This is a genomic window from Rhodococcus sp. C-2, assembly GCF_027854095.1.
GTDB classification, from domain to species: Bacteria; Actinomycetota; Actinomycetes; order Mycobacteriales; family Mycobacteriaceae; genus Rhodococcus_F; species Rhodococcus_F qingshengii.
The window spans coordinates 102,540-128,292 of the sequence record NZ_JAQGFI010000001.1 but is presented as its reverse complement, the minus strand read 5'-3'; the positions used below and the strand labels follow the sequence as shown (position 1 = coordinate 128,292).

Annotated in this window: 26 protein-coding genes; 5 read left to right on the top strand and 21 right to left on the bottom strand. The window is 63.0% G+C overall.

Going from position 1 to position 25,753, the window contains the following annotated elements:
• The first annotated feature begins 64 nt into the window (after positions 1 to 64).
• The gene (locus PCS43_RS00600; RefSeq protein ID WP_116056728.1) at positions 65 to 655 is read left to right on the top strand and encodes a dihydrofolate reductase family protein; all 591 of its coding nucleotides are present in this window, start codon (positions 65 to 67) and stop codon (positions 653 to 655) included.
• Positions 656 to 1,069: 414 nt separating this feature from the next.
• Here PCS43_RS00600 and PCS43_RS00595 read toward each other — a convergent pair whose 3' ends face one another.
• Positions 1,070 to 1,852, bottom strand: coding sequence for an alpha/beta hydrolase (locus PCS43_RS00595; RefSeq protein WP_209908694.1), 783 nt, complete (start codon positions 1,850 to 1,852; stop codon positions 1,070 to 1,072).
• A 274-nt stretch (positions 1,853 to 2,126) separates the two neighbouring features.
• Here PCS43_RS00595 and ccsB point away from each other — a divergent pair, with 274 nt between their 5' ends.
• Positions 2,127 to 3,086, top strand: coding sequence for a c-type cytochrome biogenesis protein CcsB (gene ccsB, locus PCS43_RS00590; RefSeq protein WP_007729846.1), 960 nt, complete (start codon positions 2,127 to 2,129; stop codon positions 3,084 to 3,086).
• Between the two features lie 13 nt (positions 3,087 to 3,099).
• Here ccsB and PCS43_RS00585 read toward each other — a convergent pair whose 3' ends face one another.
• From PCS43_RS00585 to PCS43_RS00550, 8 genes are all read right to left on the bottom strand, one after another.
• The gene (locus PCS43_RS00585; protein WP_116056725.1) at positions 3,100 to 3,615 is read right to left on the bottom strand and encodes a DUF1990 family protein; all 516 of its coding nucleotides are present in this window, start codon (positions 3,613 to 3,615) and stop codon (positions 3,100 to 3,102) included.
• Entirely contained in the window at positions 3,615 to 3,974 is a 360-nt protein-coding gene (locus PCS43_RS00580; RefSeq protein ID WP_019748498.1) for a VOC family protein, read from the bottom strand. The genes PCS43_RS00585 and PCS43_RS00580 overlap by 1 nt, the downstream gene beginning before the upstream one ends.
• A gap of 10 nt (positions 3,975 to 3,984) precedes the next feature.
• Positions 3,985 to 4,626: a ScbR family autoregulator-binding transcription factor gene (locus tag PCS43_RS00575; RefSeq protein WP_019748499.1), complete on the bottom strand. Its 642-nt coding sequence runs from the start codon at positions 4,624 to 4,626 to the stop codon at positions 3,985 to 3,987.
• Between the two features lie 159 nt (positions 4,627 to 4,785).
• Positions 4,786 to 5,706 (bottom strand): HAMP domain-containing protein, encoded by a 921-nt coding sequence (locus PCS43_RS00570; protein WP_007729850.1) that lies wholly within the window; start codon positions 5,704 to 5,706, stop codon positions 4,786 to 4,788.
• Positions 5,707 to 5,851: 145 nt separating this feature from the next.
• Positions 5,852 to 6,625 carry a cobalt-precorrin-6A reductase gene (locus PCS43_RS00565; RefSeq protein ID WP_050655277.1) on the bottom strand — a complete coding sequence of 258 codons (774 nt, stop codon included), beginning with the start codon at positions 6,623 to 6,625 and terminating at the stop codon, positions 5,852 to 5,854.
• On the bottom strand, positions 6,622 to 7,371 hold the full coding sequence (cobM, locus tag PCS43_RS00560; RefSeq protein ID WP_003944967.1) for a precorrin-4 C(11)-methyltransferase: 750 nt from the start codon (positions 7,369 to 7,371) through the stop codon (positions 6,622 to 6,624). Before cobM ends, PCS43_RS00565 begins: the two co-directional genes overlap by 4 nt.
• The gene (cbiE, locus tag PCS43_RS00555; RefSeq protein ID WP_209908697.1) at positions 7,368 to 8,651 is read right to left on the bottom strand and encodes a precorrin-6y C5,15-methyltransferase (decarboxylating) subunit CbiE; all 1,284 of its coding nucleotides are present in this window, start codon (positions 8,649 to 8,651) and stop codon (positions 7,368 to 7,370) included. Before cbiE ends, cobM begins: the two co-directional genes overlap by 4 nt.
• Positions 8,648 to 9,409 (bottom strand): SDR family NAD(P)-dependent oxidoreductase, encoded by a 762-nt coding sequence (locus PCS43_RS00550; RefSeq protein WP_058226715.1) that lies wholly within the window; start codon positions 9,407 to 9,409, stop codon positions 8,648 to 8,650. Before PCS43_RS00550 ends, cbiE begins: the two co-directional genes overlap by 4 nt.
• Positions 9,410 to 9,439: 30 nt before the next feature.
• On the opposite strand from PCS43_RS00550, the gene PCS43_RS00545 reads away from it, so the two are divergent.
• Positions 9,440 to 9,865: a PPOX class F420-dependent oxidoreductase gene (locus tag PCS43_RS00545; protein WP_007729859.1), complete on the top strand. Its 426-nt coding sequence runs from the start codon at positions 9,440 to 9,442 to the stop codon at positions 9,863 to 9,865.
• Here PCS43_RS00545 and PCS43_RS00540 read toward each other — a convergent pair whose 3' ends face one another.
• Positions 9,866 to 11,002, bottom strand: coding sequence for a M24 family metallopeptidase (locus PCS43_RS00540; protein ID WP_003944794.1), 1,137 nt, complete (start codon positions 11,000 to 11,002; stop codon positions 9,866 to 9,868). It abuts the gene before it with no gap.
• A 37-nt stretch (positions 11,003 to 11,039) separates the two neighbouring features.
• Between PCS43_RS00540 and PCS43_RS00535 the strand changes: the two genes are divergently transcribed.
• The gene (locus tag PCS43_RS00535; RefSeq protein WP_007729862.1) at positions 11,040 to 12,005 is read left to right on the top strand and encodes a 5'-3' exonuclease; all 966 of its coding nucleotides are present in this window, start codon (positions 11,040 to 11,042) and stop codon (positions 12,003 to 12,005) included.
• A gap of 4 nt (positions 12,006 to 12,009) precedes the next feature.
• Here PCS43_RS00535 and PCS43_RS00530 read toward each other — a convergent pair whose 3' ends face one another.
• The 7 genes from PCS43_RS00530 to pafA all read right to left on the bottom strand — a co-directional run bounded on the left by PCS43_RS00530 (position 12,010) and on the right by pafA (position 20,615).
• Positions 12,010 to 12,834, bottom strand: a complete 825-nt coding sequence (locus PCS43_RS00530) for a DUF4333 domain-containing protein (RefSeq protein WP_003944884.1) — start codon at positions 12,832 to 12,834, stop codon at positions 12,010 to 12,012.
• A 52-nt stretch (positions 12,835 to 12,886) separates the two neighbouring features.
• Positions 12,887 to 15,598: a DEAD/DEAH box helicase gene (locus tag PCS43_RS00525; RefSeq protein WP_065455760.1), complete on the bottom strand. Its 2,712-nt coding sequence runs from the start codon at positions 15,596 to 15,598 to the stop codon at positions 12,887 to 12,889.
• A 48-nt stretch (positions 15,599 to 15,646) separates the two neighbouring features.
• Positions 15,647 to 16,675 carry a twin-arginine translocase subunit TatC gene (gene tatC / locus PCS43_RS00520; RefSeq protein WP_003945030.1) on the bottom strand — a complete coding sequence of 343 codons (1,029 nt, stop codon included), beginning with the start codon at positions 16,673 to 16,675 and terminating at the stop codon, positions 15,647 to 15,649.
• Between the two features lie 73 nt (positions 16,676 to 16,748).
• Positions 16,749 to 17,024: a Sec-independent protein translocase subunit TatA gene (gene tatA / locus PCS43_RS00515; protein WP_003944836.1), complete on the bottom strand. Its 276-nt coding sequence runs from the start codon at positions 17,022 to 17,024 to the stop codon at positions 16,749 to 16,751.
• 134 nt (positions 17,025 to 17,158) lie between these two features.
• On the bottom strand, positions 17,159 to 18,136 hold the full coding sequence (locus PCS43_RS00510; protein WP_030536343.1) for a helix-turn-helix transcriptional regulator: 978 nt from the start codon (positions 18,134 to 18,136) through the stop codon (positions 17,159 to 17,161).
• Complete coding sequence (locus PCS43_RS00505; protein WP_063316384.1) at positions 18,133 to 19,146, bottom strand: helix-turn-helix transcriptional regulator; 1,014 nt, start codon at positions 19,144 to 19,146, stop codon at positions 18,133 to 18,135. The genes PCS43_RS00510 and PCS43_RS00505 overlap by 4 nt, the downstream gene beginning before the upstream one ends.
• Positions 19,147 to 19,256: 110 nt before the next feature.
• A complete protein-coding gene (gene pafA, locus PCS43_RS00500) occupies positions 19,257 to 20,615 on the bottom strand; it encodes a Pup--protein ligase (RefSeq protein WP_007729869.1) in 1,359 nt (452 codons plus the stop codon).
• Between the two features lie 144 nt (positions 20,616 to 20,759).
• On the opposite strand from pafA, the gene PCS43_RS00495 reads away from it, so the two are divergent.
• Positions 20,760 to 22,178 carry a bifunctional phosphatase PAP2/diacylglycerol kinase family protein gene (locus PCS43_RS00495; RefSeq protein ID WP_172827081.1) on the top strand — a complete coding sequence of 473 codons (1,419 nt, stop codon included), beginning with the start codon at positions 20,760 to 20,762 and terminating at the stop codon, positions 22,176 to 22,178.
• A 37-nt stretch (positions 22,179 to 22,215) separates the two neighbouring features.
• Here PCS43_RS00495 and prcA read toward each other — a convergent pair whose 3' ends face one another.
• The 4 genes from prcA to dop form a co-directional block, all read right to left on the bottom strand.
• A complete protein-coding gene (gene prcA, locus PCS43_RS00490) occupies positions 22,216 to 22,983 on the bottom strand; it encodes a proteasome subunit alpha (protein WP_003945006.1) in 768 nt (255 codons plus the stop codon).
• Positions 22,980 to 23,858, bottom strand: a complete 879-nt coding sequence (gene prcB / locus PCS43_RS00485) for a proteasome subunit beta (RefSeq protein WP_054187394.1) — start codon at positions 23,856 to 23,858, stop codon at positions 22,980 to 22,982. The genes prcA and prcB overlap by 4 nt, the downstream gene beginning before the upstream one ends.
• Positions 23,855 to 24,049, bottom strand: coding sequence for a ubiquitin-like protein Pup (locus tag PCS43_RS00480; protein ID WP_003944925.1), 195 nt, complete (start codon positions 24,047 to 24,049; stop codon positions 23,855 to 23,857). The genes prcB and PCS43_RS00480 overlap by 4 nt, the downstream gene beginning before the upstream one ends.
• Positions 24,050 to 24,197: 148 nt before the next feature.
• Positions 24,198 to 25,697, bottom strand: a complete 1,500-nt coding sequence (gene dop / locus PCS43_RS00475) for a depupylase/deamidase Dop (RefSeq protein WP_042450979.1) — start codon at positions 25,695 to 25,697, stop codon at positions 24,198 to 24,200.
• Positions 25,698 to 25,753: the final 56 nt, after the last annotated feature.

The window sequence follows — 25,753 nt, the reverse complement described above, 5'->3', positions numbered from 1 at the left end:
GCCCGGCAGTAGTCCGAGTACGGTCCGGTGCTGTCACTCTGCGCCTATCAGGGAGAACAACGAGATGAGACCACTTCGATACTCGATCAACGTCACCCTCGACGGCTGCTGCCATCACGAGGCGGGGCTTCCACCCGACGAGGAGTCGATGCGCTACTGGACCGCTCAGATGGAACGAGCCGATGCCTTGCTGTTCGGCCGGGTGACCTACGAGATGATGGAGTCGGCGTGGCGGCGGCCCGCAACGGGCACATGGCCTGACTGGATGGACGAGTGGGAGATCCCGTTCGCCCAGGCCATGGACCGGGCGAAGAAGTACGTCGTGTCGAACACGCTGAGCGGGGTCGATTGGAATGCCGAACTCGTGCAAGGCGACTTGGGGCCAGTGATTCAACGGCTCAAGGAGCAGCCCGGCGAAGGTCTGTGGGTTGGCGGCGTGACACTCCCCCTGGCATTGGCAGACCTGGGACTGATCGACGAGTACGAGTTCGTTGTGCAACCGGTCCTTGCCGGACACGGACCGACGTTGCTCGCCGGTCTGCGTGAGCGCATCCAACTCGAACTCGTCGATCGCCACGAGTTCCAGTCGGGTGCAGTCGCCGTGCGATATCGGCCCACTCAAGTACCGCCCCCGGGTCAGGTATCGGACGGTTAGTCGACGCATGGCTGGAAATGCGCGGTTGAAAGACATGTCGTCGCCTCAGGTCGGACACGAGAAAGTTTCCAGTCTTGTTCGATGTTCGGTATTGACCGGACACTCGGCACAGCACGAGCATTAGCCACCGAAGTCTCCGGACAACCCTCGACGAGATCGAAGCATCGAACTGGATCACGAACAAGTTCGTTCCGCCCGGCGGACCGTAAGGACCACTTGTCGCTATCGAACACTCTGGCCCCTTATTCCACGGGCACTGCACCTCGAGCTGTAAGCACCCCCGGTCGAGGGCCATGCTTGCGCGCACCCCCGCGCGCCTCAGCAAAAATGGCCAAGCTGGACGGCTACTAGCGAGCGAAGGATCGAGATCGTATCGGCGTCCGACACAGGCCGGACGCCGATACGTGTTTCACGTCAGCTCATGGGAGCGCCGGCGCTCCCGCCGAGGTGGCGGGCGAAGAACCGAGCCGAACTGTCGCGCTCGTAGTCGGGCACCGGATAGTGCCTGCCCGAGTAGGCGTGCAGCGTCTTCTCCGTCGATCCGAAGGCATCGAACAACGCGACCCCTGAAGTGCGGTCGTAATCCTTGTCGTCCCAAGGGATCCGGTACTCGACTGGGGCCGTGAGCTTTCGTGCCGCTTCGATGAGGGAGTCGTCCACAAAAACTCCCCCGAAGCTCACGGCAGCGATCCTGGATTCGACCGGGGCCAACATCAGCCCGGTCACGACCCCTAGCGACACGCCGCCAAAGCCGATCGGAGCGTCGGCGTCGACGTCGGGCAGCGTTTGCAGAGCGTCGATGGTCGCCTGCCATTCCGGCACTGCACGCTCCGCCAGCGATCGGTTGTACTCGACGACGATCGGGGCGATCGGCTCGTGGGCCGCCCTAGCCTGGTGGATCGCCTCGACCCACTGTTCGTCCTGTGTGTTCCGCGGGCGGTCGCCGTGTCCGGGCGCGTCGATCGCGGCGACTGTGAACCCGTGGGAGCTCGCACTGTGGAGTGCGCTGGCAACCAGTCCTGGTGCCTTCTTGTGCATGCCGCCGGAGTGCCCGGACAGCAGAAGGGGTGATTCGACAGATCCGGACGCGGGTGACCAGAGCACACCGGTGATGTCGTCCAGAATGAAATGGCGTTCGACGACTCCGTTCGACGTTGTCTCGGAAGTGAATTCGATGGTCTGAGAATTGGATTGCATGGTGTTACCTTTCGGGATTGCCTACTCGAGGCGCTCCCGGCGACACCTACGTCAATCGCCGATCCGTGAACACGAGTGGGAGCACCCACATGGTTACAGCGTTCATGGGTCTCACCTCCTGGCGTGTTGTCACGGTCTCGCACAAGCTATCAACCCCAACCGAAGCTCGTCCAATCATTTTCCGGGCCACTGATCCGACAGACGGCCCTGCCAGTTCTACGATCGTGTGTAGTAGATTCCAAATGACAACCAACCGGTCGTTATGAGGAGTCTGATGTCGGTCGATCCAGTTCTCGCGCAGTACAGCGACTACGCCTTCGCGTCGTCTTTCGCGATTTACGTTCTCGCCCTGGTTCTTTCCGTCGTCGACTTCTCCAGCACACCCCTCTCTGCCACGGTGCGACCGGCACTCGCACATGCCGGAAGTGCATCGAATCCTGCATTGCCCGGCCGGATCGCATTGCTGCCGAATCGAACCCGCGCTCATCGTGCGGGTCGCGCTGCCATGTCTCTCATCGTCGTCGCCCTGGTCCTCAACGTCACCGCGCTTGCACTTCGCGGCATCTCGACGCACCGATGGCCTCTCGGAAACCTCTACGAGTACGCGCTTTTCCTCAGCGCGGCATTGGTGGCATGCTGGCTGGTCATTCTGCGGCGGTACCCGATTCGATCGTTGACCATCTTCGTTCTGTCACCCACCGTGGTGCTTCTGTTCGTCGCCGCCGCAAGCATGTATGCCGAGGCAGCGCCGGTCGTACCCGCTCTTCGTTCGTACTGGATCGGCGTGCACGTCACGATCATCGTCGCCGCCTCCGGCATCCTTACGTTCGCAAGTTCGGTCAGCGCACTTTTCATGATTGCCGAGGTGGGCCCGCAGTCGAAGAAACGCGCGTTGCGTTGGATTGCGGCACGACTGCCGTCATCCGAATTGCTTGACCGCGTGGCCTACCGAACAACGGTCGTCGGGTTCCCGTTGTTCAGCATCGGGGTGATCTGCGGGGCGATCTGGGCGGAGGCCGCGTGGGGACGTTTCTGGGGCTGGGACCCCAAGGAGACGGTCTCGTTCATCTCCTGGGTTCTCTATGCCGCGTACCTCCATGCGCGCGCTACCGCCGGGTTGAAGAACATGCGTGCGGCATGGATCAATGTTGCTGCGCTCGCCACCATGCTTTTCAACATGTTTGCGATCAACTACGTCGTGTCGGGATTGCATTCGTACGCTGGATTGAATTGACGCCTACAACGGGTCAGACCCGCGATCGGGCGACGCTCTGGCGGACGGCACGGATGTAACGGCGCGTGACAAACGCCTGTACTCGACGTCCGATCGGAGCGCCGAGACGCACCCACCACGTTCCGGGCTTGGAGAACGCAACGATCTCGATACGAACCGCTTGGCTGGCCTCGTCGAACTGGACGACAAACAATTCCTCCCCGCATTCGGGGTGGCCCGCGCGGGTTCCGTACGCGAAGCCCTTGCGATTGGGTTCGTCTACGACATAGACGATCCGAACGGGGATAGTCACCGGACCAAGTCCGAAAGTCGCATCCTGACCCGCCACGGCGGTCAGGGCTGCCGTCCGTACGGCCAGTCCGGCTCCACGGTGCATTCCCCAATTCGCGACGGTTCGAGCGGCAACCTCGAAATCCTCCCGTCCGGATCCGACCGTCGCGCTCTCGTGAACGTGGTGATAGCCGGCGGGGAGAACGCCTGACGTTGCGCCCACCTCGAGGTACGTCAGCCCGCCCGGGCGGGACGCCATCATTGCTCGCGTCGGTGGCTGAGGATGTTGATCACGTGGCCGTCGGGGTCGGCAGCGAAGAACCTGCGGACACCCCACGGCTCCTCGGTGACGGGATAGACGATGGTGTCGCCGCGCTGCACCGCGGCCTCGTACGCCGCGTCGAGATCATCCACCTCGACGGAGACGTCCGGTACTACGGGCGCATGAGCGTCGTGCGTCATGACGCTGATCTGCAATGACGGATCCGTCGGCGAAGCCAACGTCACGATCCACCCGTGATCCATGACAACTTCGAGGCCCAGCACTTCGGTGTAGAAGCGCTGCGCGGCCTCGAGCGAGCTACTCGACAGATCCGAAACTATCCGCGTGACGGCCATGTCCCGCAGGCTACGCCGCCGCCGGAGTCCACCGCGACTTGACGAGGCGCTCGATGTCACCGGAAAGTTCGTCGCTGACGATTCCCGGAAGCAGGATCTGCCACATCTCGTCGACACGATCCGGAAGATCCGAGCGTCGGGTGAGGACGTTCGAAACCAGCTGTACCCCCGTGAATGCCGAGGGCATGAACCTGCCGAACGATTCTGCGCTGACCGATTTTCGGATTTCACCTTCCGCCTGAGCTCTGGCGGTGAGATCGGTGATTGCCGAGATCCATTCGGCGTACGGTTCCACCGGCCCCTCGTACGTGCTCAGTTCCAGCGTGAGGCGAATGCCCGCGCGAACGATCGGCTCGTCGACAATCTGGCGTGCCATTTCGTGCGTGAGCATGATCATCTGTTCCAACGGGTCCTTGCCCGTCGCGGAAATCGCCTGCACCGACTCGATCGAGAGCCGATGCTGTTCGGCAATGATGAATTGCGCGAGCTCGTCCTTCGACGCGAAATGGAAATACAACGCGCCCTTGGTAGTACCGGCCCCCGAGACTATGTCGGCCATGCTGGTGCTGCCGTAACCAGTCTTCTCGAACTGCGCGGCCGCGCCGGCAACGATTTGCTGCCGAGTCAGCTCGGCGCGTGCTTGCTTGACCACTGAATCCCTCTCGTCCTCCAAAGGCCCCCGCCCAGCAAACCCCACGGTTCGCGCCACATTCCAGCTATACCCAAAAACTTCACAATTGCCCCACATTACCAGCGCTCCTTCCATTGCTTCAATTACGAATGCAACAAAGTCGCTGGTCAGACGTCCGATTTAGAGGGAATCTCCTCTCCCCAACGTGCTTTCGTCAACCCGCGCACGGTCCACCAACTCTCCGACGAGGAGCGTCAACTCCATCATCTGGTCGGTGATTTCCTCACGCAGCTGCGTTGCATCCGCCTCGGAAATCGCGCCGGACTTGGTATCGAAAGACATCAACAACTCGATATTGGTGCGAAGTGCAGTCAAAGGAGCCAGAAGGTCCTGGCCCGCTTCGGTGATCAGACTTCTCTGGCGTGCCCGCGATTCCGACAACGTCCCGAGCATCCGATTGAAACTGACTGTCAACGACGCCAACTCGTCGTCACCGGTCACCGGGATCGGCGCAAGATCATCCGTTTCGGCGACCCGCCGCGTCGCCGCAGTAAGTCGCGCAATCGGCCGTAATCCTGTGCGTGCCACAGCATCTCCGGCCGCGTAAGCTAGGGCGATTCCGGCCGCCCCGAGTGCCGCCAACACCACTGCCAGTCGCTTGAGTACCGAACGCGTCGGCCCCAGGGATTGCGCGACAACCAAAGTCTGGCCCGCAACCGAGGGCTCGACAAGAATTCGATACGCATCAACCGTCGCGATTGTCTGCGACGAATTGCCGTCTGCGATCGACCTGATGGCGTCTGCGCTCGTGCTGAACGGCGGCAGACCGGGAGTCGCCGTCACCAAGGCGCCGTCGGCAGTAAGAAGCCCCACCGCCTGGATGACCGCTGTATCCGCGCCGGCCGTCAATCCCAGAACCGGTGTGACACCGCCGAAATTGACGGTGTCGGTGATCGCGTCACTCGTGCGCTCGAGTTGTCGATCGACGTTGCCTTGCAAATACGCGTTGAACACTATGTACACCGCCGACGCCGACACGATCACCGCGATCGCCACCAGGCCTGCAGTCAGCAATTTCACGCGAGCATGGAGCGTCCGCACGTGAATTCCCGATGGTTTTCGACGGCTCATTCCGGGAACCGACACTCTCATGCGCGGTCCCGCAGTGCGGCGTCGAAAAATCCCAACATCCCTCCAGTATGGTCACGGAACCTTAGACGAACCTGAAGCGAACGCGATGTCGGCCTCACAGCGCCGTTCCACGACCGAAAGCCGTGAGCCAGTCCATCGCCTCGGCTTCGGTATCGAATGCCGGGACGGTCGCCGGGATCGGTGGTCGTTCGACGACGATCACCGGGATCGACAATTGCCTGGCTGCGGCGATCTTTGCGTACGTCTGCTCGCCGCCACTGTTCTTGGTGATCACGACGTCGATGCTGTGAGTTCGCATCAGATCGACTTCCGCTTCGATGTCGAATGGACCACGTGCGAGCAGCAATTGCGCGTGAGGCGGCAATGTCCCTGAAGGCGGATCGATCGAGCGCACGAGAAACGAGACGCTCTTCACGCGGTCGAACGCCGAAACTCCTTGCCTCCCGATCGTCAGAAAAGCGCGTGAGCCGACCGTCGGCACCAACTCTGCGGCGTGATCGAGATCGTGTGCCGGAAGCCAAGTGTCACCGAGTTGCTCGCGCCAGGGCGGGCGTCGGTACATGGCGTACGGCACGGAATTCGCAAGGCACGCTTCGAACGCATTCTGGGTGATGCGAGCGGCAAACGGATGCGTGGCGTCGAGCACTGCACGAATATCATTGGCCGACAACCACTCCGACAGCCCTTCGGCTCCCCCGAACCCGCCGATACGCACTTCCCCTTCCGGCCATCGAGGATCACGAACCCGGCCGGCCAGCGATGTGACAACCTCGAGGTCGGCTGAACCGGCCAAGCGAGAAGCGATCACTCGACCTTCGCCTGTGCCGCCGAGCAGGAGTACGCGGCGACGAGTACCTGTCGAGGTCAGTGTGTGCTTCTCTCGCGCGCTGCCGAGTAGAGGTAGCTGTCCGGAAACCCCTCCGCAGTCAACACTCGGCCGACGATCACGACGGCCGTCTTCGTGATGCCGGCCGCATGAACAAGTTCGACGATCGTCTTCAAAGTGCCTCGAACAACGATCTCCTCGGGCCGTGAGGCGAAGGCGACCACCGCGACCGGGCAGTCCTCGCCGTAATTGTCGGCCAACTCGGATGCGATCTGTTCGATGCGATGAGCGCCGAGGTGAATCACCATCGTCGCGCCGCTGCGGCCGAGGGACCGCAGATCCTCGCCCTCCGGCATCGCCGTCGACAAGGTGGAGACTCGGGTGAGAACAATGGTCTGCGAGACGCCTGGGACAGTCAGCTCGCGCCCCAGCGCGGCTGCAGCCGCGGTAAATGCAGGAACACCGGGAATCATGTCGAAATCGACTCCTGCGGCGTCCAGGCGACGAGCTTGCTCTGCCACTGCACTGAAGATCGACGGATCACCGGAATGCAAACGCGCGACGTCCAGCCCAGCGGAATCCGCTTCGACAAGAATCGCGGTGATCTCGTCCAGGCTCAGCCGAGCAGTGTCCACGACCTGAGCTCCGACCGGGCACCACTCGAGCAACTCCGCTGGAACAAGGCTGCCTGCGTACAAGCACACAGGGCTCGCAGCGATGATCCGTTGCGCGCGGACAGTGATCAGATCTGCCGCACCGGGACCCGCACCGATGAAATGAACGGTCATTGTGTGGATTCCTCCGGCGTATCTGTGTCTGCGCCTGCAGACGGCTGACGTTTTGTGACGGACCATTGGACCACCGGAAGTTGCGGTCGCCAAACGTTGAACGTTCCCAACGGCTCGGCGCGCTGCACCTGAAAGCGTCGAAGCGTCCCACCATGGCGACTCATCCAGCCGAGCAGCAACGATTCGGACTCGGCGGTCACGGCGTTCGCGACCAGACGACCACCCACGCTCAACTGCTCCCAGCACGCTTCGAGCATTCCCGGTTGCGTGACGCCGCCGCCGACGAACACCGCATCGGGACGTCGAGTTTCGTCCGCAAACGCCTCCGGCGCGGCCCCTTTCACGTTCAACGCGGGCACGCCGAGATTGAGTGCATTGGCACCGATCTGCGACACGCGGCGCGCCACCTTCTCGAATGTTGTTGCAGTGCAACGTGGGTGAGTTCGCATCCACTCGATGGCGACGGTTCCCGACCCACCGCCCACGTCCCAGAGGTGTTCTCCCGGCGCCGGGGCAAGCGCGCACAACGTCAACGCACGGATCTCCTGCTTCGTCATCTGACCGTCGCCGACAAAAGCAGCATCCGGTAGCCCCGGGATTCGAGTCAGCCGCAAGAGAGGATCGGCCGCGATGCACTCGACGGCCAGAACGTTCAACGCGTCCACGTCCTCGTCCGCGTGATCCCACTCGTCTGCGACCATGACGGTCCGCGATTCCCCGGCCCCGCCCAGCTGGGCCAGCACGGTCACGATCGATCGACCGAAGCCCGCGCCGGACAACAGACGTGCCACCTCCCCCGGTGTCGAGCGCCCGTTGCTCAACACCAGCAGTCGCGCACCAGAAGTCACGGAAGCCAATACTGTCGCCGAGTCTCGGTTGACCAGGCTCACGACGTCGATCTCGGCCGATGCCCATCCCATTCGCGCGCTCGCCAACGCCACCGACGACGGGTGGGAGATCACTCGCACGTTGTCCGCGCCGAGCAGCCTGACCAATGTGACACCGAGACCGTGGAACATCGGGTCACCGCTGGCGAGCACGCATACTCTGCGGTCCGCGTTCTCGGCGAACATCGACGGCAACGCCGGAATCATCGGAGACGGCCAGGTCAGCCTGGTGGGCGCACGCCGTGCCTCGAGATGTGTCGCCGGGACCAAGTCCAATTGGCGCGGCGACCCCATCAGGACCTCCGCGCCCAGGATTGCGCCCTTTGCGCTCTCGGACAGCCCATCCCAGCCGTCGGCGCCGATGCCGACGATCACCACCGGGTGTGTGGTCATCGCGGCATCCGGCGCCAGATCGTCTGAGGCAGAAGCCGCATGACGAAGAACACCGGCTGCAGAACTCGCGGTACCCACACACGCGTCGCCCCGGAGTTCAGTCCCCGCACGACGGCGTCCGCGACCTGCGACGGAGTGCTCGACATCGGGGCAGGCGACATTCCCTCGGTCATCTTCCCGATGACGAACCCTGGCCGTACCAGCATCAACTGCACGCCCGAACCGTGCAGCGCGTCGCCCAGACCGCTGGCAAAACCCTCCAAGCCGGCCTTTGCGCTCCCGTAGACGTAGTTGGCGCGGCGAACCCGAACGCCGGCGACGGACGAGAACACCACGATCTTTCCGGTTCCCTGTCGGCGCATGATCTCCGCGAGGTGCGTGAGGATGCTGACCTGAGCCACGTAGTCGGTGTGCACCACCGCGACCGCATGCGCCGCGTCGGTTTCGGCACGCGCCTGATCGCCGAGAATCCCGAAGGCCAGCACTGCAATCGAAATCCGACCGTGCTCGGCGACTACGGCGCCCAGGAGGTCTCCGTGCGTGTCGACAGCGTCGGCGTCGAACTCGACGGTGGAGACGTCGACAGCGCCGGCGTTTTTGAGCATCTGCTCCTGCTCCGACAGCTCTCCGCTGCGTCTGGCAGCCAGAACGATGTTGCGGCCCGGCGCGAGCCTGACCCCGATCTCGAGGCCGATCTCACTTCGTCCGCCGAGGAGCAGTACCGTCTCGATGTCATTCACGTTCGCACCCGCAGTCACCGCTCCAGTGTCCTGGATTACCGTCGTGGCATGACGCTCACCCCCTCCACCACGCCATCGTCACAGCAGACTCTCACCGAAGACGGGCTGAAGTTCGTCGGTGAATACCACCTCGCGACACTCACGACGTTGCGTCCGAACGGCACCCCACACGTCGTTGCCGTCGGGTTCACCTGGGACCAGGAAGCCGGAAAAGCGCGCGTGATCACCAGCGGTGGCTCACAGAAGGCGATCAACGCAGCGCGTGGCGGATACGCCGCCGTCAGTTCGGTCGACGGTGGCCGCTGGCTCACGCTCGAGGGGCCGGCACGCGTGCTCACCGACGCGGACTCCGTGGCCGACGCCGTTCGGCGCTATGCCGAGCGGTACCGCCAGCCACGGGTCAATCCCGCGCGCGTGGTCATCGAAATCGACGTCACACGCATACTCGGGTCCGCTGCGTTCAAGAAAAGCTGATCAGGCGAGGACAGTCAGGCCGTGCGGACGGTTGTTGAACGACTCGCAACCGTCGGCGGTCACGACGACGATGTCCTCGATACGGGCACCCCAACTGCCGCGGAAGTAGATTCCCGGTTCGATGCTGAAGGCCATACCTTCGACGAGTTCGATGGTGTTGCCCTCGACGATGTACGGCTCCTCGTGCACGGACAGCCCGATACCGTGACCGGTGCGGTGAACGAATACCTCTGCAAGCCCTTGTGCGGCAAGCACTTCGCGGGCTGCAACGTCCACGGATTCTGCGGAGACTCCTGGCCGCACCGAATCGACGGCGGCCTGCTGCGCCGCCTCGAGTACCGCGAACTGTGCGGCAACCTCCGCGGACGGCTGCCCCATGCTGTACGTGCGAGTGGAGTCCGAGTTGTATCCGGGCTCGACCGGTCCGCCGATATCGATGACCACGATATCGCCCCTCTCGATCACCCGGTCCGAAACCTCGTGATGTGGATCGGCGCCGTGCGGGCCCGAACCGACAATCACGAACGCCGCCTCAGTGTGCCCCTCTTCGAGAATCGCCGCCGAAATCGCTTCGCCTACTTCAGCTTCCGTACGTCCGACGACCAAGAACTCGGCCATGCGGGCGTGAACACGGTCGATGGCCGCACCGGCTCGCCGCAATGCCTCGATCTCGGCGCCGTCCTTGACCATCCGCAATTCGCGCAAGACGCCGGTGGCGAGAATCGGCAACGCGCCCAAGGTGTCTGCGAGCGGGATCAGATGCAGCGCAGGCATCGCATCCGTCACCGCAACCTTCGCGCCGGTCGGGAGTTGCGCCGCCACAATCGCATACGGGTCGACACCGTCGACCCAGTCGAGGACGGTCAACCCGAGATCGCCCACTGCCGATTCCTTCAGCGACGCCAACTCCAGCCGAGGAAGTACGACGGACGCCTTCGCCGTGTCCGCGGCGATGACCAACGCGGTCAAGCGCTCGAACGAGTCAGCCCGAGAACCCGTCAGGTACCGCAGATCCGGACCTGGAGTCACCACCAGACCGTCGAGTCCTGCTGATCGAGCCAACTCCGCGGCGCGAGCGATACGTGCGCCGTACACGGCGCTGGAGAATCGGGAATCCTGTTCGGCTGGAGACGTCATGGCTTACAGGTTAGTGCCGACTGGCAGGATGGTGACCATGAGTGGGCCATTGCTTCTCCTCGACGGTGCCAGCCTGTGGTTTCGTGCGTTCTACGCGCTGCCCGAGTCATTCGTCGATCCCGACGGAAGACCTGTCAACGCGGTGCGCGGTTTCACCGACATGGTTGCTTCCCTGATCACCAAACACGAGCCGAGTCGTCTCGCCGTGTGCCTGGACTTGGACTGGCGACCGCAGTTCCGCGTCGATGCAGTCCCGACGTACAAAGCGCATCGCGTCGAGGAAGGCTCTGACGGTGCGTCCGAAGAAGTTCCGGACACGTTGACGCCTCAGGTCGACATGATCATGGACGTGCTCGCTGCAGCGGGTATCGCGACGGCGGGTGCAGTCGGACTCGAAGCCGACGACGTACTGGGAACGCTTGCCGCCACCGAGCGCGAAGATCTCACCGTCGTCGTCAGTGGTGACCGAGACCTACTGCAGGTCGTCACCGACGAGTACGTACCTGTCCGTGTCCTGTACGTGGGCCGTGGCCTGTCCAAGGCGGAACTCTTCGGACCGGTCGAGGTTGCGGAGAAGTACGGAGTACCCGGTGACCGTGCGGGCGAGGCTTACGCCGAACTCGCGGTACTGCGCGGAGACGCCTCCGACGGTCTACCCGGCATCAAGGGTGTCGGTGAGAAGACTGCGTCGACACTGATGCTCCGTTACGGCTCGTTGGCCGGACTTCGGGCGGCCGCTGCTGATCCTGAATCGGATATGGCCAAGGGGATTCGCGCAAAACTGACCTCACCTGAGGCAATGGCTTACCTTGATGCTGCGTTGCCGGTCGTACGAGTGGTTCGCGACGCGGACGTTCAGTTCTCGAAGGACGACCGACTCCCGGCGACCCCCGTCGATCCCGCACGCCTCGAGGAAGTGGCGGCCTCGCTCAACATCGAGCGCTCGGCCGGCCGGCTTGCCGCCGCGCTCGAGGCTGCGGCGGCAGGCCGTTCCGACCAATAGGGCGTCAGCTCGGGCGGCTGACCTCGTACGTGCCGTTGTCGTCGACAAACGTCACGGTCACGTTCGACTTCACACCCGCGATCGAAAGCGTGCAGGTGAACTTGTTGCCTGACTTGACTTCCTGGTCCGCGGGGCACTGAACGTTGCTCACGTTCTTCGCCCCGTAGGACTCGGTGACGATCTTCTCGACGCCGGCCTGAGCCGCGCTCTGATCGAGTGTGTTCTTGCCGAAGACTCCGAACACCAGGGCCACCACGACAGCGGCAAGAACGACGAGAACGCCGATCGCACCGAAGATCAGGGGCTTCTTCGACTTACCCGACTGGTTTCCGGGCGCACCGGGACTCGGGAACGGCTGAGCCTGGTTCCACTGGTTCTGCTGTCCCGGAGTCTGCCCGGGGGCCGTGGCGCCCCACGCCTGCTGCGGTGCGGCAGCCGGAGGCTGACCCCACGCCTGGGTTGCGTCAGGTGACTGCTGTTGCCCGGGCTGACCCCACGGCTGTGCGGGAGGTTGTTGCTGGGGTTGTCCCCACGGCTGTTGCTGGCCGGGTTGTCCTTGTCCAGGCTGTTGCGGCTGACCGTACGCAGGCTGACCACCCGGCTGGCCGTAGGCAGGTTGTCCCCACGGCTGTTGCTGGCCGGGCTGCTGACCGGGCTGCGGTGTTTGACCAGGCTGACCCCACGGCTGTTGCTGGCCGGGCTGCTGACCAGGCTGCTGTTGTCCGCCCGGCTGCTGAGGATTCTGCCCCCACTGCTGCTCGTTCGGCTGCTGCTGATCACCAGGACCCCATTGCCGATTCGGATCGTTCGGTCCGTAAGGCCCGCTCATGTTCGCCTCCCACTCGAAATACCAGTCTGCGAATCAAACCACATAGTTGCGGTCATGCTGCGTCGACAGCAACTACCCCGCGACGAATTGCAGCTACCGCCCGCGCCGCAGTCTTCGCGACGTCGGCATCCGTCGAAGTCAGGCGGACCTGATCGAGGAGATCGATCACCTGACGACACCAACGTACAAAGTCACCCGCAGACAGCGCACGACCCTGCACTCCGGCCGCGATCAGTGCGTCGACAAGCGAGTTTTCGCTCGCCCAGTGATAAACGGCAGTGACGAATCCGAGATCCGGTTCCCGCGTCGGCGGCAGCTTGTGGCGAATCTCGTCCGACCGCAGTTCGCTCCACAATCGTTGAGTGTCGTTGAGGGCGTGACGAAGCGCCGCTGTCGGCACTCGATCCACGGTGTCCCCGTCCCGACGTGATTCGTAGACCACCGAGGACACGACGGCCGCCAGCTCGGCCGGGCTGAGACCTGTCCACGCCCCGGTCCGCAGGCATTCGGCGACCAGAAGGTCGCTTTCCGAGTAGATGCGGCTGAGTCGTCGTCCGGATTCGGTGACTTCGGGCGCTGCTTCGGCAGTCATGTACTCACGCTCTTTGAGTAGCGCAATGATGCGGTCGAACGTCCGCGCCAACGAGTTGGTGGTGGCCGCAGCCTTTTCCCTCATCGACTGCGTTTCCCTGGCCAGCCGGTTGTAGCGCTCACCGATCCGGCTCAGATGTTCACGATCGGGCCAGCTGTGGCACGGATGCGAGCGAATAGCACGTCGCAAAGTAGCGACCTCGGCATCTTCGGATGCGCCCGCCTTGTGGCGCTTCTTTCGCCGGGGGGCACTGATCCCGGTACTACGCAACGCCGAGGCCAGATCGCGCCGGATCCGGGCGGTGTGGTGATCGACATGCTTGGGCAGTCGCATCTTTCCCAGAACGTCGGCTGCTTCCGGGAAATCACTCGAGGAGAGTCGGCCGGCCCACTGGTCGGCCGTCAGAACCAGCGGACGCGGGTCCTTCGGATCGTTGTCCGGGACGAGGACCACTGCCACCCCGGAATGACGACCGATGGGAATTGCGATCACGTCACCGCGGGCGAGTGCACGGAGGGACTCCACCGCATCTCCGCGTCGGTCTTCGCGGCCCTTACGTTCGAGCGCGCGCTCGCGCGCACTGAGCCGCTCACGCAACGACGCGTATTCGAAGTATTCGCCGTCCGCACCGCCGAGTTTCTCCTGCAAACCCTTCAGTGCTTCTTCGTTCCGCTCGATGCCACGCACCAGGCCGACCACCGAGCGATCCGCTTGGAACTGCGCGAAGGAACGTTCGAGCAGCTTCCGTGAATCCGCCGCGCCCATGCGTTCGACGAGATTGATCGACATGTTGTACGAGGGGCGGAACGAACTGCGGAGCGGGAACGTCCGTGTCGACGCCAAGCCGGCGACATCCGTCGGCTCGACCCCGGGCTGCCACAGGACCACAGCGTGGCCTTCGACGTCGATGCCGCGTCGGCCGGCCCGACCCGTCAGCTGCGTGTACTCCCCCGGCGTCAGTTCGGCGTGCGATTCACCGTTGTACTTGACCAGACGTTCGAGCACCACCGTGCGTGCCGGCATGTTGATGCCGAGGGCCAGCGTCTCGGTCGCGAAGACCGCCCGCACGAGACCCTTGACGAACAGTTCCTCGACTGTCTGGCGGAATGCCGGCAGCATGCCGGCATGGTGAGATGCCAGTCCGCGTCGGAGTGCCTTGCACCAGTCCCGATATCCGAGAACTTCGAGATCCTCTTCGGGTAGTTCCCCGGTGTGTTTCTCGATGATGGTGTCGATCTCGCGGACCTGCTCCGGCGACGTGAGATCCAGTCTGGACCGCAGGCACTGTGCAAGAGCCGCATCACAACCGGCGCGGCTGAAGATGAAAGTGATGGCCGGGAGCAGTCCGGACTGATCGAGCTGAGCGATGACGTCAGGTCGTGGCAAGGGCCGGAAATCGTTGGAGCTCTGGTAGCTGCCGCGTCGTCCGCGGCCACGCGGCTGCCAGCTCTCGACGCGTTCGAGAGCCTGACGTTGCTTGACGTGGCGAACCAGATCCTGGTCGACGAGCACGGTCTTCGGCCCGGCAGCAGGATGACTACGACTGTCGAAGAGATCGAAGATTCGCCTACCGACCATGATGTGCTGCCACAGCGGGATCGGCCGCGTCTCGTCCACGACCACAGTGGTGTCGCCGCGGACGGTTTCCATCCAGGCACCGAATTCTTCGGCATTGCTCACGGTCGCCGACAAACTCACCAGGCGTACGTCCTCGGACAGGTGCAGGATCACTTCCTCCCACACCGCCCCGCGGAACCGGTCGGCAAGGTAATGCACTTCGTCCATGACGACGTGCGAAAGCCCGCGCAGTGCCTCGGAGTTGGCGTAGAGCATGTTCCGCAGGACTTCGGTGGTCATGACGACCACCGGTGCGTCGGAGTTGATACTCGAATCACCCGTCAGCAGACCGACTTCGCCGGGGCCGTACCGCTCGACGAGTTCGGCGTACTTCTGATTGCTCAACGCTTTGATCGGCGTCGTGTAGAAACACTTGCGGCCCGCCGCGAGAGCCAGGTGGACAGCGAACTCGCCGACCACGGTCTTGCCTGCACCGGTCGGCGCGCAGACAAGGACGCCGTGGCCCGCTTCGAGAGCAACGCATGCTTTCACCTGGAATGGATCGAGTTCGAACTTCAGGCTGGACGCGAACGTGCTCAGTTCACTCTTGTTCATAACCACCTCGTCAGGGTTTCACACGCCGCCGACGTGGTGGCACGGCGCTCAGAGAGTGTCAGTGAAATCCTGGCCGGGCGCGTTGTCGCCGGCGGTGTCGGATTTCTCCGCGACCGGAGCCTTGGACTTGGACTTACGTCCGAACAATCCACTCGATTCGGCCTTGGGTTTGGTCGGATTGTCGAAAGCCTCGTTCAGATCGGACGGAGCCGAGATGGAGGAAGCTTCCTCGTCGGACAGTGCGCCCCAGTCTTCACCGGCTCGCTTGGCCTTACGTTTGTCGTTGAGGCGAGCGATCTGGACCGCGACCTCGAAGAGAAGCGTCAGAGCCAGCGCGAGCGCCAACATCGAGAACGGATCCGACCCTGGCGTGGCAACTGCAGCGAATACGAAGAGCCCGAAGATCAATCCTCGACGCCAGGCCTTCAAACGCTCGTACGTCAGAATGCCGGCAAAGTTCAACACGACGACGAGCAGTGGGATTTCGAAGCTGACGCCGAAGATGAGCAGCAGATTGATGATGAAGCCGAAGTACTCCGAACCACTGAGCGCGGTGATCTGGACGTTGTCACCGATGGTCAGGAGGAAGTGCAAAGCCTTCGCCACGACGAGGTACGCCAGGATTGCGCCGAGAATGAAGAGAGCGGCACCTGCGGTGACGAATCCGACCGCGTAGCGACGCTCTTTGGCGTAGAGGCCCGGGGTGATGAATGCCCACAATTGGTAAAGCCACACCGGGCAGGCAAGAACGATGCCGGCGGTGAGCGCCACTTTGAATCGCAGCATGAACTGCTCGAACGGCCCGGTCGCCAGCAATCGGCACGCGTCGTCGGTGCTGAGGTTGGCGCGACTCTCGGACGGAAGCTCGCAGTACGGTCCGCGAAGCAGATCGCCCAGACTTTCGAGACCGAGTATCGAGTGTGAATACCAGAAGAAGCCGAACGCCGTGGTGATGATCACGCCGAGGAATGCGAACAACAAACGAGTCCGCAATTCGTACAGGTGGTCGACCAACGACATGGTGCCGTCTGGGTTGACCTTCCGCTTGCGGTTACGCGGGTCTAACGGAATACGCACTGTGCATCCTGGTCTTGGTCAGCAGACAACCGGGGTGAACGAATATTTCACCCCGGCTAGAACGCAGTGTGTACTAGAGCGGCTTGACTTCGGTCGGCTGCGCAACAGGTGCTGCTGCACCGTTTGCGACCACCGCGGTGTTGGCCGTCGGCAACTGTGCCGGAGCAGGCTGTGCGACCGGCGCGCTTGCGGGCGCCGCATCGTCGTTCTGCATTTCCTTGACTTCGCTCTTGAAGATGCGGAGGGAACGACCCAGACCGCGTGCTGCATCGGGAAGCTTCTTCGACCCGAACAGAATTACGACGACAACAGCGACAATCAGCCAATGCATCGGCTGCATTGCACCCATAACGACCTCCCATGATCAGATTCCTCGATGCTACCGGACACAACCGGCGCTCGGAGGTGCCAAAGCACTTACTTCAGCTACCTTTTACCTGTTTGTTTCCTGCGAACTCACTGAACGTGAAGTTTCCCGAAGTTTTACGAACCGATTACGTCATAGGCGTCGAGCGCCGCAACGGCTCGATCATGGACTTCGGAGACCAGTTCCGGCGGATGAAGGACCCGAACGCCCTCACCGAATCCCAACACCAGCCTTGCCATCCATTCAAGTGTTCCGAAACTCATCGTCGCCTCGACCGACCCGTCGTCGTTCACGTGCTCGACGTCCAACGGGTAGTAGTCGAGCATCCACACCCACTCTTTGGTGATGAACAACCGCGCTTCCGGAAGGGAACCGTCGCCGCTGAACAATTCGAGATTCGAATCCTCCTCGAGGGCCTGCGGCGGCGGGTCGGCGGGCTCGTCGAGTTGGACGGCGGCGTCGATCCGATCGAATCTGAACAACCGCACGCCCTCGGCTTGACGGCACCACGCCTGGAGGTAGCTGTAGTTGTCGACCAACACGATACGAACGGGGTCGACGATGCGCTCGGAGACCGCGTCACGCGAGGCCGAGTAATACGTCAATCGCAGGGCGGTCTTGTCTGCGAGCGCGGCTCTGACCGTCGCGGCTATCGGGTCTTCGGCGATATCCGGCGCAGGCGATGTGTCCCGGTCCTGACCGATGGCTCGTGCCGCGGCCGAGCCTGCTGCGTCCTCGATCTTCGCGATGGCACGCTGCGCCGAGGACGGATCGACCATGCCCGGCATTTCCACCAAGGACCGCAGGGCGATCAGCAACGCCGTCGCCTCCGTCGAGGTGAGGCGCAACGGGCGATCGATCCCGGCCGAGAACGTGACCTCGATACTTTCCTCGGAGAAGGACAGGTCGATGAGATCACCGGGACCGTAACCGGGCAGTCCGCACACCCACAGTTGATTGAGGTCGGTCATCAGTTGAGTGGTGCTGACACCGAGCTCCTCGGCGGCCTCGGCGGGACTGATGCCAGGATTCGCGATGAAGTACGGCACGAGGTTGAGCAGCCGTGCCAACCGCGACGACAGTCGATTGCTCATCTGTTTTCCCCCTGTCCATGGCCGGTGATCGGGCTCGCCGCGGCGGCGCGCAGCTTCGCGACGACCTCAGCACGCAAATCCGGTGGGTCCAGTACCAATGCGTCCAACCCGTGACCGGCGATCAACCGAGCGGTCCATTCCCAGGATCGGACGGGGATGGCCAGCACGCTGCCGTCGCGATCGGTCAACCGCCGTTCGGACGACGACGTCGCAAGCCGCCGAAGCTCATGGGCGCGGCCGTCTGCGACCCACACCGTAGCCGTCCCGGTCACGACGCCCGAACCGGTCACGCGATCGACGACCTCGCGAAGGTCGACACCTTCAGGTTTGTGAACCGAACCGGCCGGGCCGAACTCCCTGACGTCGTCACCGATCCGTGAGAGCCGGAAGGTCCTCACCGCATCACGGTCGACGTCGTGCCCGACCAGGTACCACTTGCCGTTGTGCGTGACGACGCCCCACGGTTCGACGGTGCGCTCGGTGAACGGTTCGTTCAATGCGCCGCGGTGCTGAAAATGAACTGCTCGGCCGGCGTCGACCGCTGCAAGCAGCTTGCCGAGCGCGGGCTCCGAACCGCGAGTGCGTGCCGGAATCGCGGTGACCGGGGCGGCACTGACTTCTGAGTCGACCTGGACGCCGGCCGCTCGGAGTTTGAGTAGTGCACTCTGGGCTGCCGAAATCAGTTCCGGCGACTCCCACAACTGCACTGCGACGGCGACAGCAGCAGATTCCTCGCTGGTGAGGTCCACGTCCGGAAGCTCGTAGGCATTGCGATTGATCCGATACCCCTCGACGGTCGAGAACCGTCCTGCCAGACCGGTTTCCAACGGGACACCCAGGTCACGAAGTTCGTTCTTGTCGCGCTCGAACATGCGACTGAACGCTTCGTAGTTCGCGGAATCGTTGTACCCGGCCACACTGTCACGGATTTTCTCCGCCGTGAGGAACTGTCTGGTGGACAGCAATGCGATCACCAGGTTCATCAACCGCTCGATTTTTGATGTCGCCACGCCGAAATCCTAGTGGCTATCCGATAACCGAACGCGCGCCGGACACTTTCGTGCCCGGCGCGTCGCCGCAAAACAGACCTGCCGTCTTGTACATCTCGAAATTGAGTGACCTACATCGAAGCGATCAAACGCTCGACACGCTCGTCGACGGAGCGGAACGGGTCCTTGCACAGCACCGTTCTCTGCGCCTGATCGTTGAGCTTGAGGTGAACCCAGTCGACTGTGAAGTCCCGGCCTGCTGCCTGGGCTGCGGTGATGAAGTCGCCCCGCAATTTGGCGCGCGTGGTCTGCGGCGGATTCTCGACGGCGTCGTCGATCGTTTCGTCCTCGGTGACCCGCTTGACCAAGCCCTTGCGCTGGAGAACGTCGAAGACACCCCGGCCGCGTTTGATGTCGTGGTACGCCAAGTCGAGCTGCGCGATCTTGGGATCGGACAGGTCGAAACCGTGACGGTCCTGGTAGCGCTGGAACAGCTTGCGCTTGATGACCCAGTCGATCTCCGTGTCGACCTTCGCAAAATCCTGAGCTTCGACGGCATCGAGGGTGCGACCCCACAGGTCGACTACCTGCTCCACCTGCGGGTCCGGTTCGCGGTTACGCAGATGTTCGACTGCCTTGGCGTGGTATTCGCGTTGAATATCGAGGGCACTGGCCTGACGTCCACCAGCAAGGCGAACCGGCTTTTTACCGGTCACGTCGTGACTGACCTCGCGGATGGCACGAATCGGGTTGTCCAGCGCGAAATCGCGGAACGACACCCCGGCTTCGATCATCTCGAGCACCAGTGCGGCAGAACCGACCTTGAGCATCGTCGTCGTTTCGGCCATGTTCGAATCGCCGACGATCACGTGCAGGCGGCGGTACTTCTCGGCGTCCGCGTGCGGTTCGTCGCGGGTGTTGATGATCGGACGCGAGCGAGTGGTAGCCGACGAGACGCCCTCCCAGATGTGTTCCGCGCGCTGCGAGAGGCAGAACGTCGCGGCCTTCGGAGTCTGCAGTACCTTTCCGGCGCCGCAGATCAACTGGCGCGTGACGAGGAACGGCAACAAGACATCCGAAATGCGGGAGAACTCACCGGCGCGCGCGACGAGAAAGTTCTCGTGGCAGCCGTACGAGTTTCCGGCCGAGTCGGTGTTGTTCTTGAAGAGATAGATGTCGCCACCAATACCCTCCTCGGCGAGTCTCGCCTCGGCGTCGATCAGCAGTTCTTCGAGCACACGCTCACCGGCACGGTCGTGATTGACCAGCTGGATGAGGCTGTCGCACTCGGCCGTCGCGTACTCCGGGTGCGAACCCACATCCAGGTACAAGCGAGCTCCGTTACGGAGGAAGACGTTGGAGCTGCGACCCCACGACACGACACGACGGAAGAGGTAACGAGCAACCTCGTCGGGGCTCAGTCTCCTGTGCCCGTGAAAGGTGCAGGTAACGCCGAATTCCGTCTCGATACCCATGATTCGTCTCTGCACACTTCGACAGTACAACCAGAATGCGAGGTTCACCCGTGTACTTCGATCGCGTCGTAAGTCACGACTCGACAACGTCGGGCGGCAGCATAGTGTGACGGTGTGAGCCTTATTCGCCGAAAAGTTGTCCGAAGCGACGTCAAAGTCATGGAAAGCACTGGAGCACTGCGCCCTTCCGTGCTCGACCCGACCATGCGGTTTCTCTCCAGAGCCGCCGATCACGGCGTTTTGTGGATGGTTGTCGCCGCCTTGCTCGCGATGATCGGCGGGCGGCCCCGTAGGGCAGCAGCACGCGGGCTGCTCGCACTGGCCGGTTCCAGCGCGCTGGCCAACGGCATACTCAAGCCCCTCTTTCCCCGCCGACGCCCACCGGCACGCGTCTGGCTGAGCCCGAAGCGAGGCGTCGACATTCCGACGTCGTCCTCGTTCCCCTCCGGACATTCGTCTTCGGCCGCGGCATTCACCGCGGCAGTGGCCATGGAGTCCCCGGTTGCTGGAGCTGCTCTGGCACCACTGGCCGCAGCAGTGGCGTACTCACGCGTTCACAACGGAGTCCACTGGCCGTCCGACGTCTTCGCAGGCCTCGCGGTCGGCGGTGCTATCGCTGCCGGCACGCGTCGTTGGTGGGCGGTGCGGGACGAAGAGCCCGCCGAACTCGGACCCGAGTGCGTGGTTCCCGCGCTCCCGCGCGGAGAAGGCTTGTTGGTCTTCACCAATCCTGGTTCAGGCTCCGAGGACGACGGGATCGTGGAATCGATTCGAGAACTACTACCTGCGGCGATCGTCTACGAGTTCGACGCGGACATCGACTTCGACATGCAGATCGATGCCAAGATCCCCGAGCTCTCGCCGAAAGCGTTGGGTGTATGCGGCGGCGACGGAACAGTGGTCACGGTCGCGACCGCGGCGACAAAGCACGAGCTACCACTTGCGGTTTTTCCCGGCGGAACATTGAACCATTTCGCCCGCGACGTCGGGGCGGTGAATGTCGAGGAGACCGCACAGGCAGTCGAGTCCGGTCAGGCGGCATTCGTCGACCACGCGGTGGTGCGCACGGATTCCGGAGTGACTGCACGGTTTCTCAACACAGCCAGCCTCGGTGGATACCCGGATGCTGTGCGCCTGAGGGAAAAATGGGAACCGCGTTTCGGTAAGTGGCCGGCCGCAGGAGCCGCGATGATCCGGGTTCTCGCAGCGGCGGAGCCGATGACGGTGACCATCGACGGGAAGCGGACCACAATCTGGATGCTGTTCGTCGGAAACGGGCGATACTCCCCCGCCGATCAGGTGCCGATGTCGCGTCCGGAGATGAACCGTGGACTACTCGACGTCCGCTATCTGCGCGCGGACAAGAAATTCTCGCGCTCACGTCTGCTGTTTGCGGCTGCCACAGGAACATTGGGCAGCTCGCGGGTCTACGTTCGCGAACTCGTCTCGTCGATGTCGGTTCGAGTCGCCGATTCACCGGTAGCCATCGCCACCGACGGTGAAGTGGTGGCAGACGCGCGCCGGTTCGATTTCGACACCGAACCGGGCGCGGTGGCCGTCTACCGAGTCACTCAGTAACTCCAGACCTGCAGTAACTCCCAGACCTACGGAGTATCTACGAGGGTGCGTCGCCGTTTGCCGGCGGCGCATCCTCGACTGCTGCCGGAGCTGGAAGCATCTCTTCCAAAACCGTTCCAGCGATCCGTTTGAACGCACGGCGTGGACGATTGCTGTCGAGTACGGCAACCTCGAGTGCACTCACATCGAGAGTTCGTGGTTCCGCCTCAGTGGTTCCGGCCGGTGCCGGGCCGCCCTTTTGGAGCGCCCCGACTGCAATCCGCACTGCGGATTCGAGGTCGAGGTCTCGCTGGTACGACTCGCGCATCGCCGTCACGATCGGTTCGGTCGTGCCGCCCATGACCACGAATTCCTGCTCGTCCGCGATGGATCCGTCGTACGTGATCCGGTAGAGCTGAGCCGGCGTACTGCTTCCGAAGCGACCGATCTCGGCAACACAGATCTCGACCTCGTACGGCTTGGGCTGCTCGGTGAAGATCGTTCCCAGGGTTTGTGCGTACGCATTGGCGAGCGAACGCCCGGTGACGTCCCGACGGTCGTACGAGTACCCACGCATGTCTGCGTGGACGATGCCCGCGCGGCGCAGATTCTCGAACTCGTTGTACTTGCCCACTGCCGCGAATCCGAGACGGTCGTACAGTTCGCTGACCTTGTGCAGAGCACGCGACGGATTCTCGGCGACAAAGAGCACTCCGTCGCGGTAGGTGAGAACGACGACGCTGCGCCCGCGGGCAATTCCCTTGCGCGCCAATTCCGAACGATCGCGCATGATCTGTTCGGCTGATGCGTAATACGGCATCGTCATAGCGCAGACTCCCCTTCCGGACTCGCGGTCGCCGTGCGAGCCGCGACGATCTCCCTGGCGATCTCGGCAGCCCTGGTGGGCGACAACTCCACAGCGCCGGCCGAGGTGATGGTGACCGCCGTCGGATAGATCCCTCGTGTCAGATCAGGACCACCGGTAGCCGAATCGTCATCTGCCGCGTCGTAGAGCGCCTCGACGGCGAACCGAAGCGCGGTGTCCTCGTCGATTCCCGGTGAATACAGCTTCTTGAGCGCCGATTTCGCGAACAGGGAGCCGGATCCGACTGCGTGATAGCCCGCGCGCTCCTCGTATCGCCCACCGACGACGTCATAGGAGACGATGCGACCGGCGGTGGACGGATCGACCGCGTCCAGGTCGTAACCCACGAGCAGTGGCACAACCGCCAAACCTTGCATCGCTGCTCCGAGATTTCCTCGAACCATCGACGAAAGTCGATTGGCCTTGCCGTCGAACGTGAGTGGGACGCCTTCGATCTTCTCGTAATGTTCGAGCTCGACCGCGAAGAGCCGGACCAGTTCGATTGCGATCCCGGCCGTACCGGCAATACCCGCAGCCGAGTAGTCGTCCGTGACGTACACCTTCTGCACGTCACGGCTGGCGATGAGATTGCCCATCGTCGCTCGGCGATCACCCGCGAGCAGAACACCACCCGCATAGCTGATCGCGACGATGGTGGTGCCGTGCGGAGCTACGTCTCCCCCGCCCATGACAACACCTCCTGTGTCGGCGAAGCGGTTCTGCGGAAGATGCTCCGGTGCATGCACCCGAAGGTATTCCGAGAATGACGACAGATTCGAGCCGAAGCTCAACCGTGTGTCCCCGTCTGTGATCCGGGGCGCGCGATCCACCGTCACTGGCCGCCCTTCTGGACGTAGGCACGGACGAAGTCCTCGGCGTTCTCTTCCAACACGTCGTCGATCTCGTCGAGCAGGTCGTCGGTTTCTGCAGCGAGCTTCTCGCGACGTTCCTGGCCGGCACTGCCGTCGCCACCAGTGGTTTCGTCGTCTTCGCCGCCACCGGCACGCTGCGTCTGTTCTTGAGCCATCGCCGTCGACCTCCTTGTGTGAAGGGAGCTCTCGCGAGCATCCTGTTCGGCCCAGCAGAGTCGGTAACTGATCCCGCTCGGACCTTCACCCTACCGAGCGGCACCGTCAGGTGTGGAGAGACGCGACGGCGAGCCGCATCGGCTGATTTCAGTGAGTGAGCTGATCAACCAGTTCCGCGGCGCTGTCCACGGAGTCGAGCAACGCTCCGACGTGCGCTTTGGTACCTCGAAGCGGCTCGAGGGTGGGGATACGGATCAACGATTCACCGCCGAGATCGAAGATGACCGAATCCCAGCTCGCGGCCGCGATATCGGCCCCGAATCGGCGTAGGCACTCGCCCCGGAAGTATGCGCGAGTGTCGGTGGGAGGGTTCGTGACCGCGTCGAGAACCTGCTGTTCGGTGACAAGCCGCTCCATGGAGCCGCGAGCAACCAGGCGGTTGTACAGGCCCTTGTCGAGTCGCACGTCGGAGTACTGCAGATCCACCAGATGCAATCGCGGCGCCGACCACGCGAGTCCCTCACGATTGCGGAACCCTTCGAGCAGACGCAGTTTGGCCGGCCAGTCGAGGATGTTCGCGCACTCCATGGGATCGCGCTCGAGGAGATCGAGAACCATCGCCCACTTGGCGACGATATCGTCCGCTCGCGGATCACGATCGGCCTCACGGTCGAGGAACTTCGAGACACGTTCGAGGTAAATGCGTTGCAGCGCAAGCCCTGTCAGTTCACGTCCGTCGGCCAGCGCAACGGTCTTGCGCAGAGTGGGGTCGTGACTGATGTGGTGGACGGCCGTGACCGGACGCGCCAGTTGCAGATCGGTGAGGTCGACACCTGCCTCGATCAGGTCGAGTACCAGCGCCGTTGTTCCAACCTTGAGGTACGTCGACATCTCCGCGAGGTTCGCGTCACCGATGATGACGTGCAGGCGGCGATACTTGTCCGCATCCGCGTGCGGTTCGTCGCGGGTGTTGATGATTCCGCGCTTGAGAGTGGTCTCGAGGCCTACTTCGACCTCGATGTAGTCGGATCGCTGCGAAAGCTGGAATCCGGCCTCGTCGCCGGACTGACCGAGACCCACACGACCGGAACCGCAGATCACCTGCCGGGACGCGAAAAACGGCGTCAATCCGGTCACGATCGAGGCGAACGGGGTCTCACGTGAGCAGAGGTAGTTCTCGTGCGTGCCGTACGAGGCACCCTTGCCGTCGACGTTGTTCTTGTACAGCTGCAGCCGTGGCGCACCCGGCACGCTGGATGCGTGCCGCGCAGCCGCTTCCATGACGCGTTCGCCGGCCTTGTCCCAGATCACGGCGTCGAGCGGGTCGGCGACCTCGGGCGCCGAATACTCCGGATGGGCGTGATCGACGTACAACCGTGCCCCGTTGGTGAGAATCATGTTCGCGGCGCCGATCTCGTCCGCGTCGATCACCGGCGCGGGACCGCTCATTCGCCCCAGATCGAAGCCTCGGGCATCTCGCAGCGGAGATTCGACCTCGTAATCCCAGCGTGTGCGCTTGGCCCGTGGCACGCCCGCTGCGGCGGCGTAGGCAAGCACCGCCTGGGTTGAAGTGAGAATCGGATTCGCCGACGGCTCACTGGGTGAAGATATTCCGTATTCGACCTCGACACCGATGATCCGCTGCATGACACAAGAGCCTATGTGATTGCGGCGCGGCACCCACAGGCGTGGCACAGTTGGAG

Excerpts from the sequence above, each read along its gene's own strand:
- PCS43_RS00510 (WP_030536343.1), bottom strand. The coding sequence starts at position 18,136 with ATGAGCAATCGACTGTCGTCGCGGTTGGCACGGCTGCTCAACCTCGTG.
- PCS43_RS00595 (WP_209908694.1), bottom strand. The coding sequence starts at position 1,852 with ATGCAATCCAATTCTCAGACCATCGAATTCACTTCCGAGACAACGTCG.
- PCS43_RS00600 (WP_116056728.1), top strand. The coding sequence starts at position 65 with ATGAGACCACTTCGATACTCGATCAACGTCACCCTCGACGGCTGCTGC.
- cbiE (WP_209908697.1), bottom strand. The coding sequence starts at position 8,651 with ATGACCACACACCCGGTGGTGATCGTCGGCATCGGCGCCGACGGCTGG.
- dop (WP_042450979.1), bottom strand. The coding sequence starts at position 25,697 with ATGCAGCGGATCATCGGTGTCGAGGTCGAATACGGAATATCTTCACCC.
- PCS43_RS00530 (WP_003944884.1), bottom strand. The coding sequence starts at position 12,834 with ATGAGCGGGCCTTACGGACCGAACGATCCGAATCGGCAATGGGGTCCT.
- PCS43_RS00480 (WP_003944925.1), bottom strand. The coding sequence starts at position 24,049 with ATGGCTCAAGAACAGACGCAGCGTGCCGGTGGCGGCGAAGACGACGAA.
- tatA (WP_003944836.1), bottom strand. The coding sequence starts at position 17,024 with ATGGGTGCAATGCAGCCGATGCATTGGCTGATTGTCGCTGTTGTCGTC.
- cobM (WP_003944967.1), bottom strand. The coding sequence starts at position 7,371 with ATGACCGTTCATTTCATCGGTGCGGGTCCCGGTGCGGCAGATCTGATC.
- PCS43_RS00495 (WP_172827081.1), top strand. The coding sequence starts at position 20,760 with ATGGAAAGCACTGGAGCACTGCGCCCTTCCGTGCTCGACCCGACCATG.
- prcA (WP_003945006.1), bottom strand. The coding sequence starts at position 22,983 with ATGACGATGCCGTATTACGCATCAGCCGAACAGATCATGCGCGATCGT.
- PCS43_RS00545 (WP_007729859.1), top strand. The coding sequence starts at position 9,440 with ATGACGCTCACCCCCTCCACCACGCCATCGTCACAGCAGACTCTCACC.
- PCS43_RS00540 (WP_003944794.1), bottom strand. The coding sequence starts at position 11,002 with ATGACGTCTCCAGCCGAACAGGATTCCCGATTCTCCAGCGCCGTGTAC.
- PCS43_RS00580 (WP_019748498.1), bottom strand. The coding sequence starts at position 3,974 with ATGGCCGTCACGCGGATAGTTTCGGATCTGTCGAGTAGCTCGCTCGAG.
- ccsB (WP_007729846.1), top strand. The coding sequence starts at position 2,127 with ATGTCGGTCGATCCAGTTCTCGCGCAGTACAGCGACTACGCCTTCGCG.
- PCS43_RS00525 (WP_065455760.1), bottom strand. The coding sequence starts at position 15,598 with ATGAACAAGAGTGAACTGAGCACGTTCGCGTCCAGCCTGAAGTTCGAA.
- PCS43_RS00585 (WP_116056725.1), bottom strand. The coding sequence starts at position 3,615 with ATGGCGTCCCGCCCGGGCGGGCTGACGTACCTCGAGGTGGGCGCAACG.
- PCS43_RS00535 (WP_007729862.1), top strand. The coding sequence starts at position 11,040 with ATGAGTGGGCCATTGCTTCTCCTCGACGGTGCCAGCCTGTGGTTTCGT.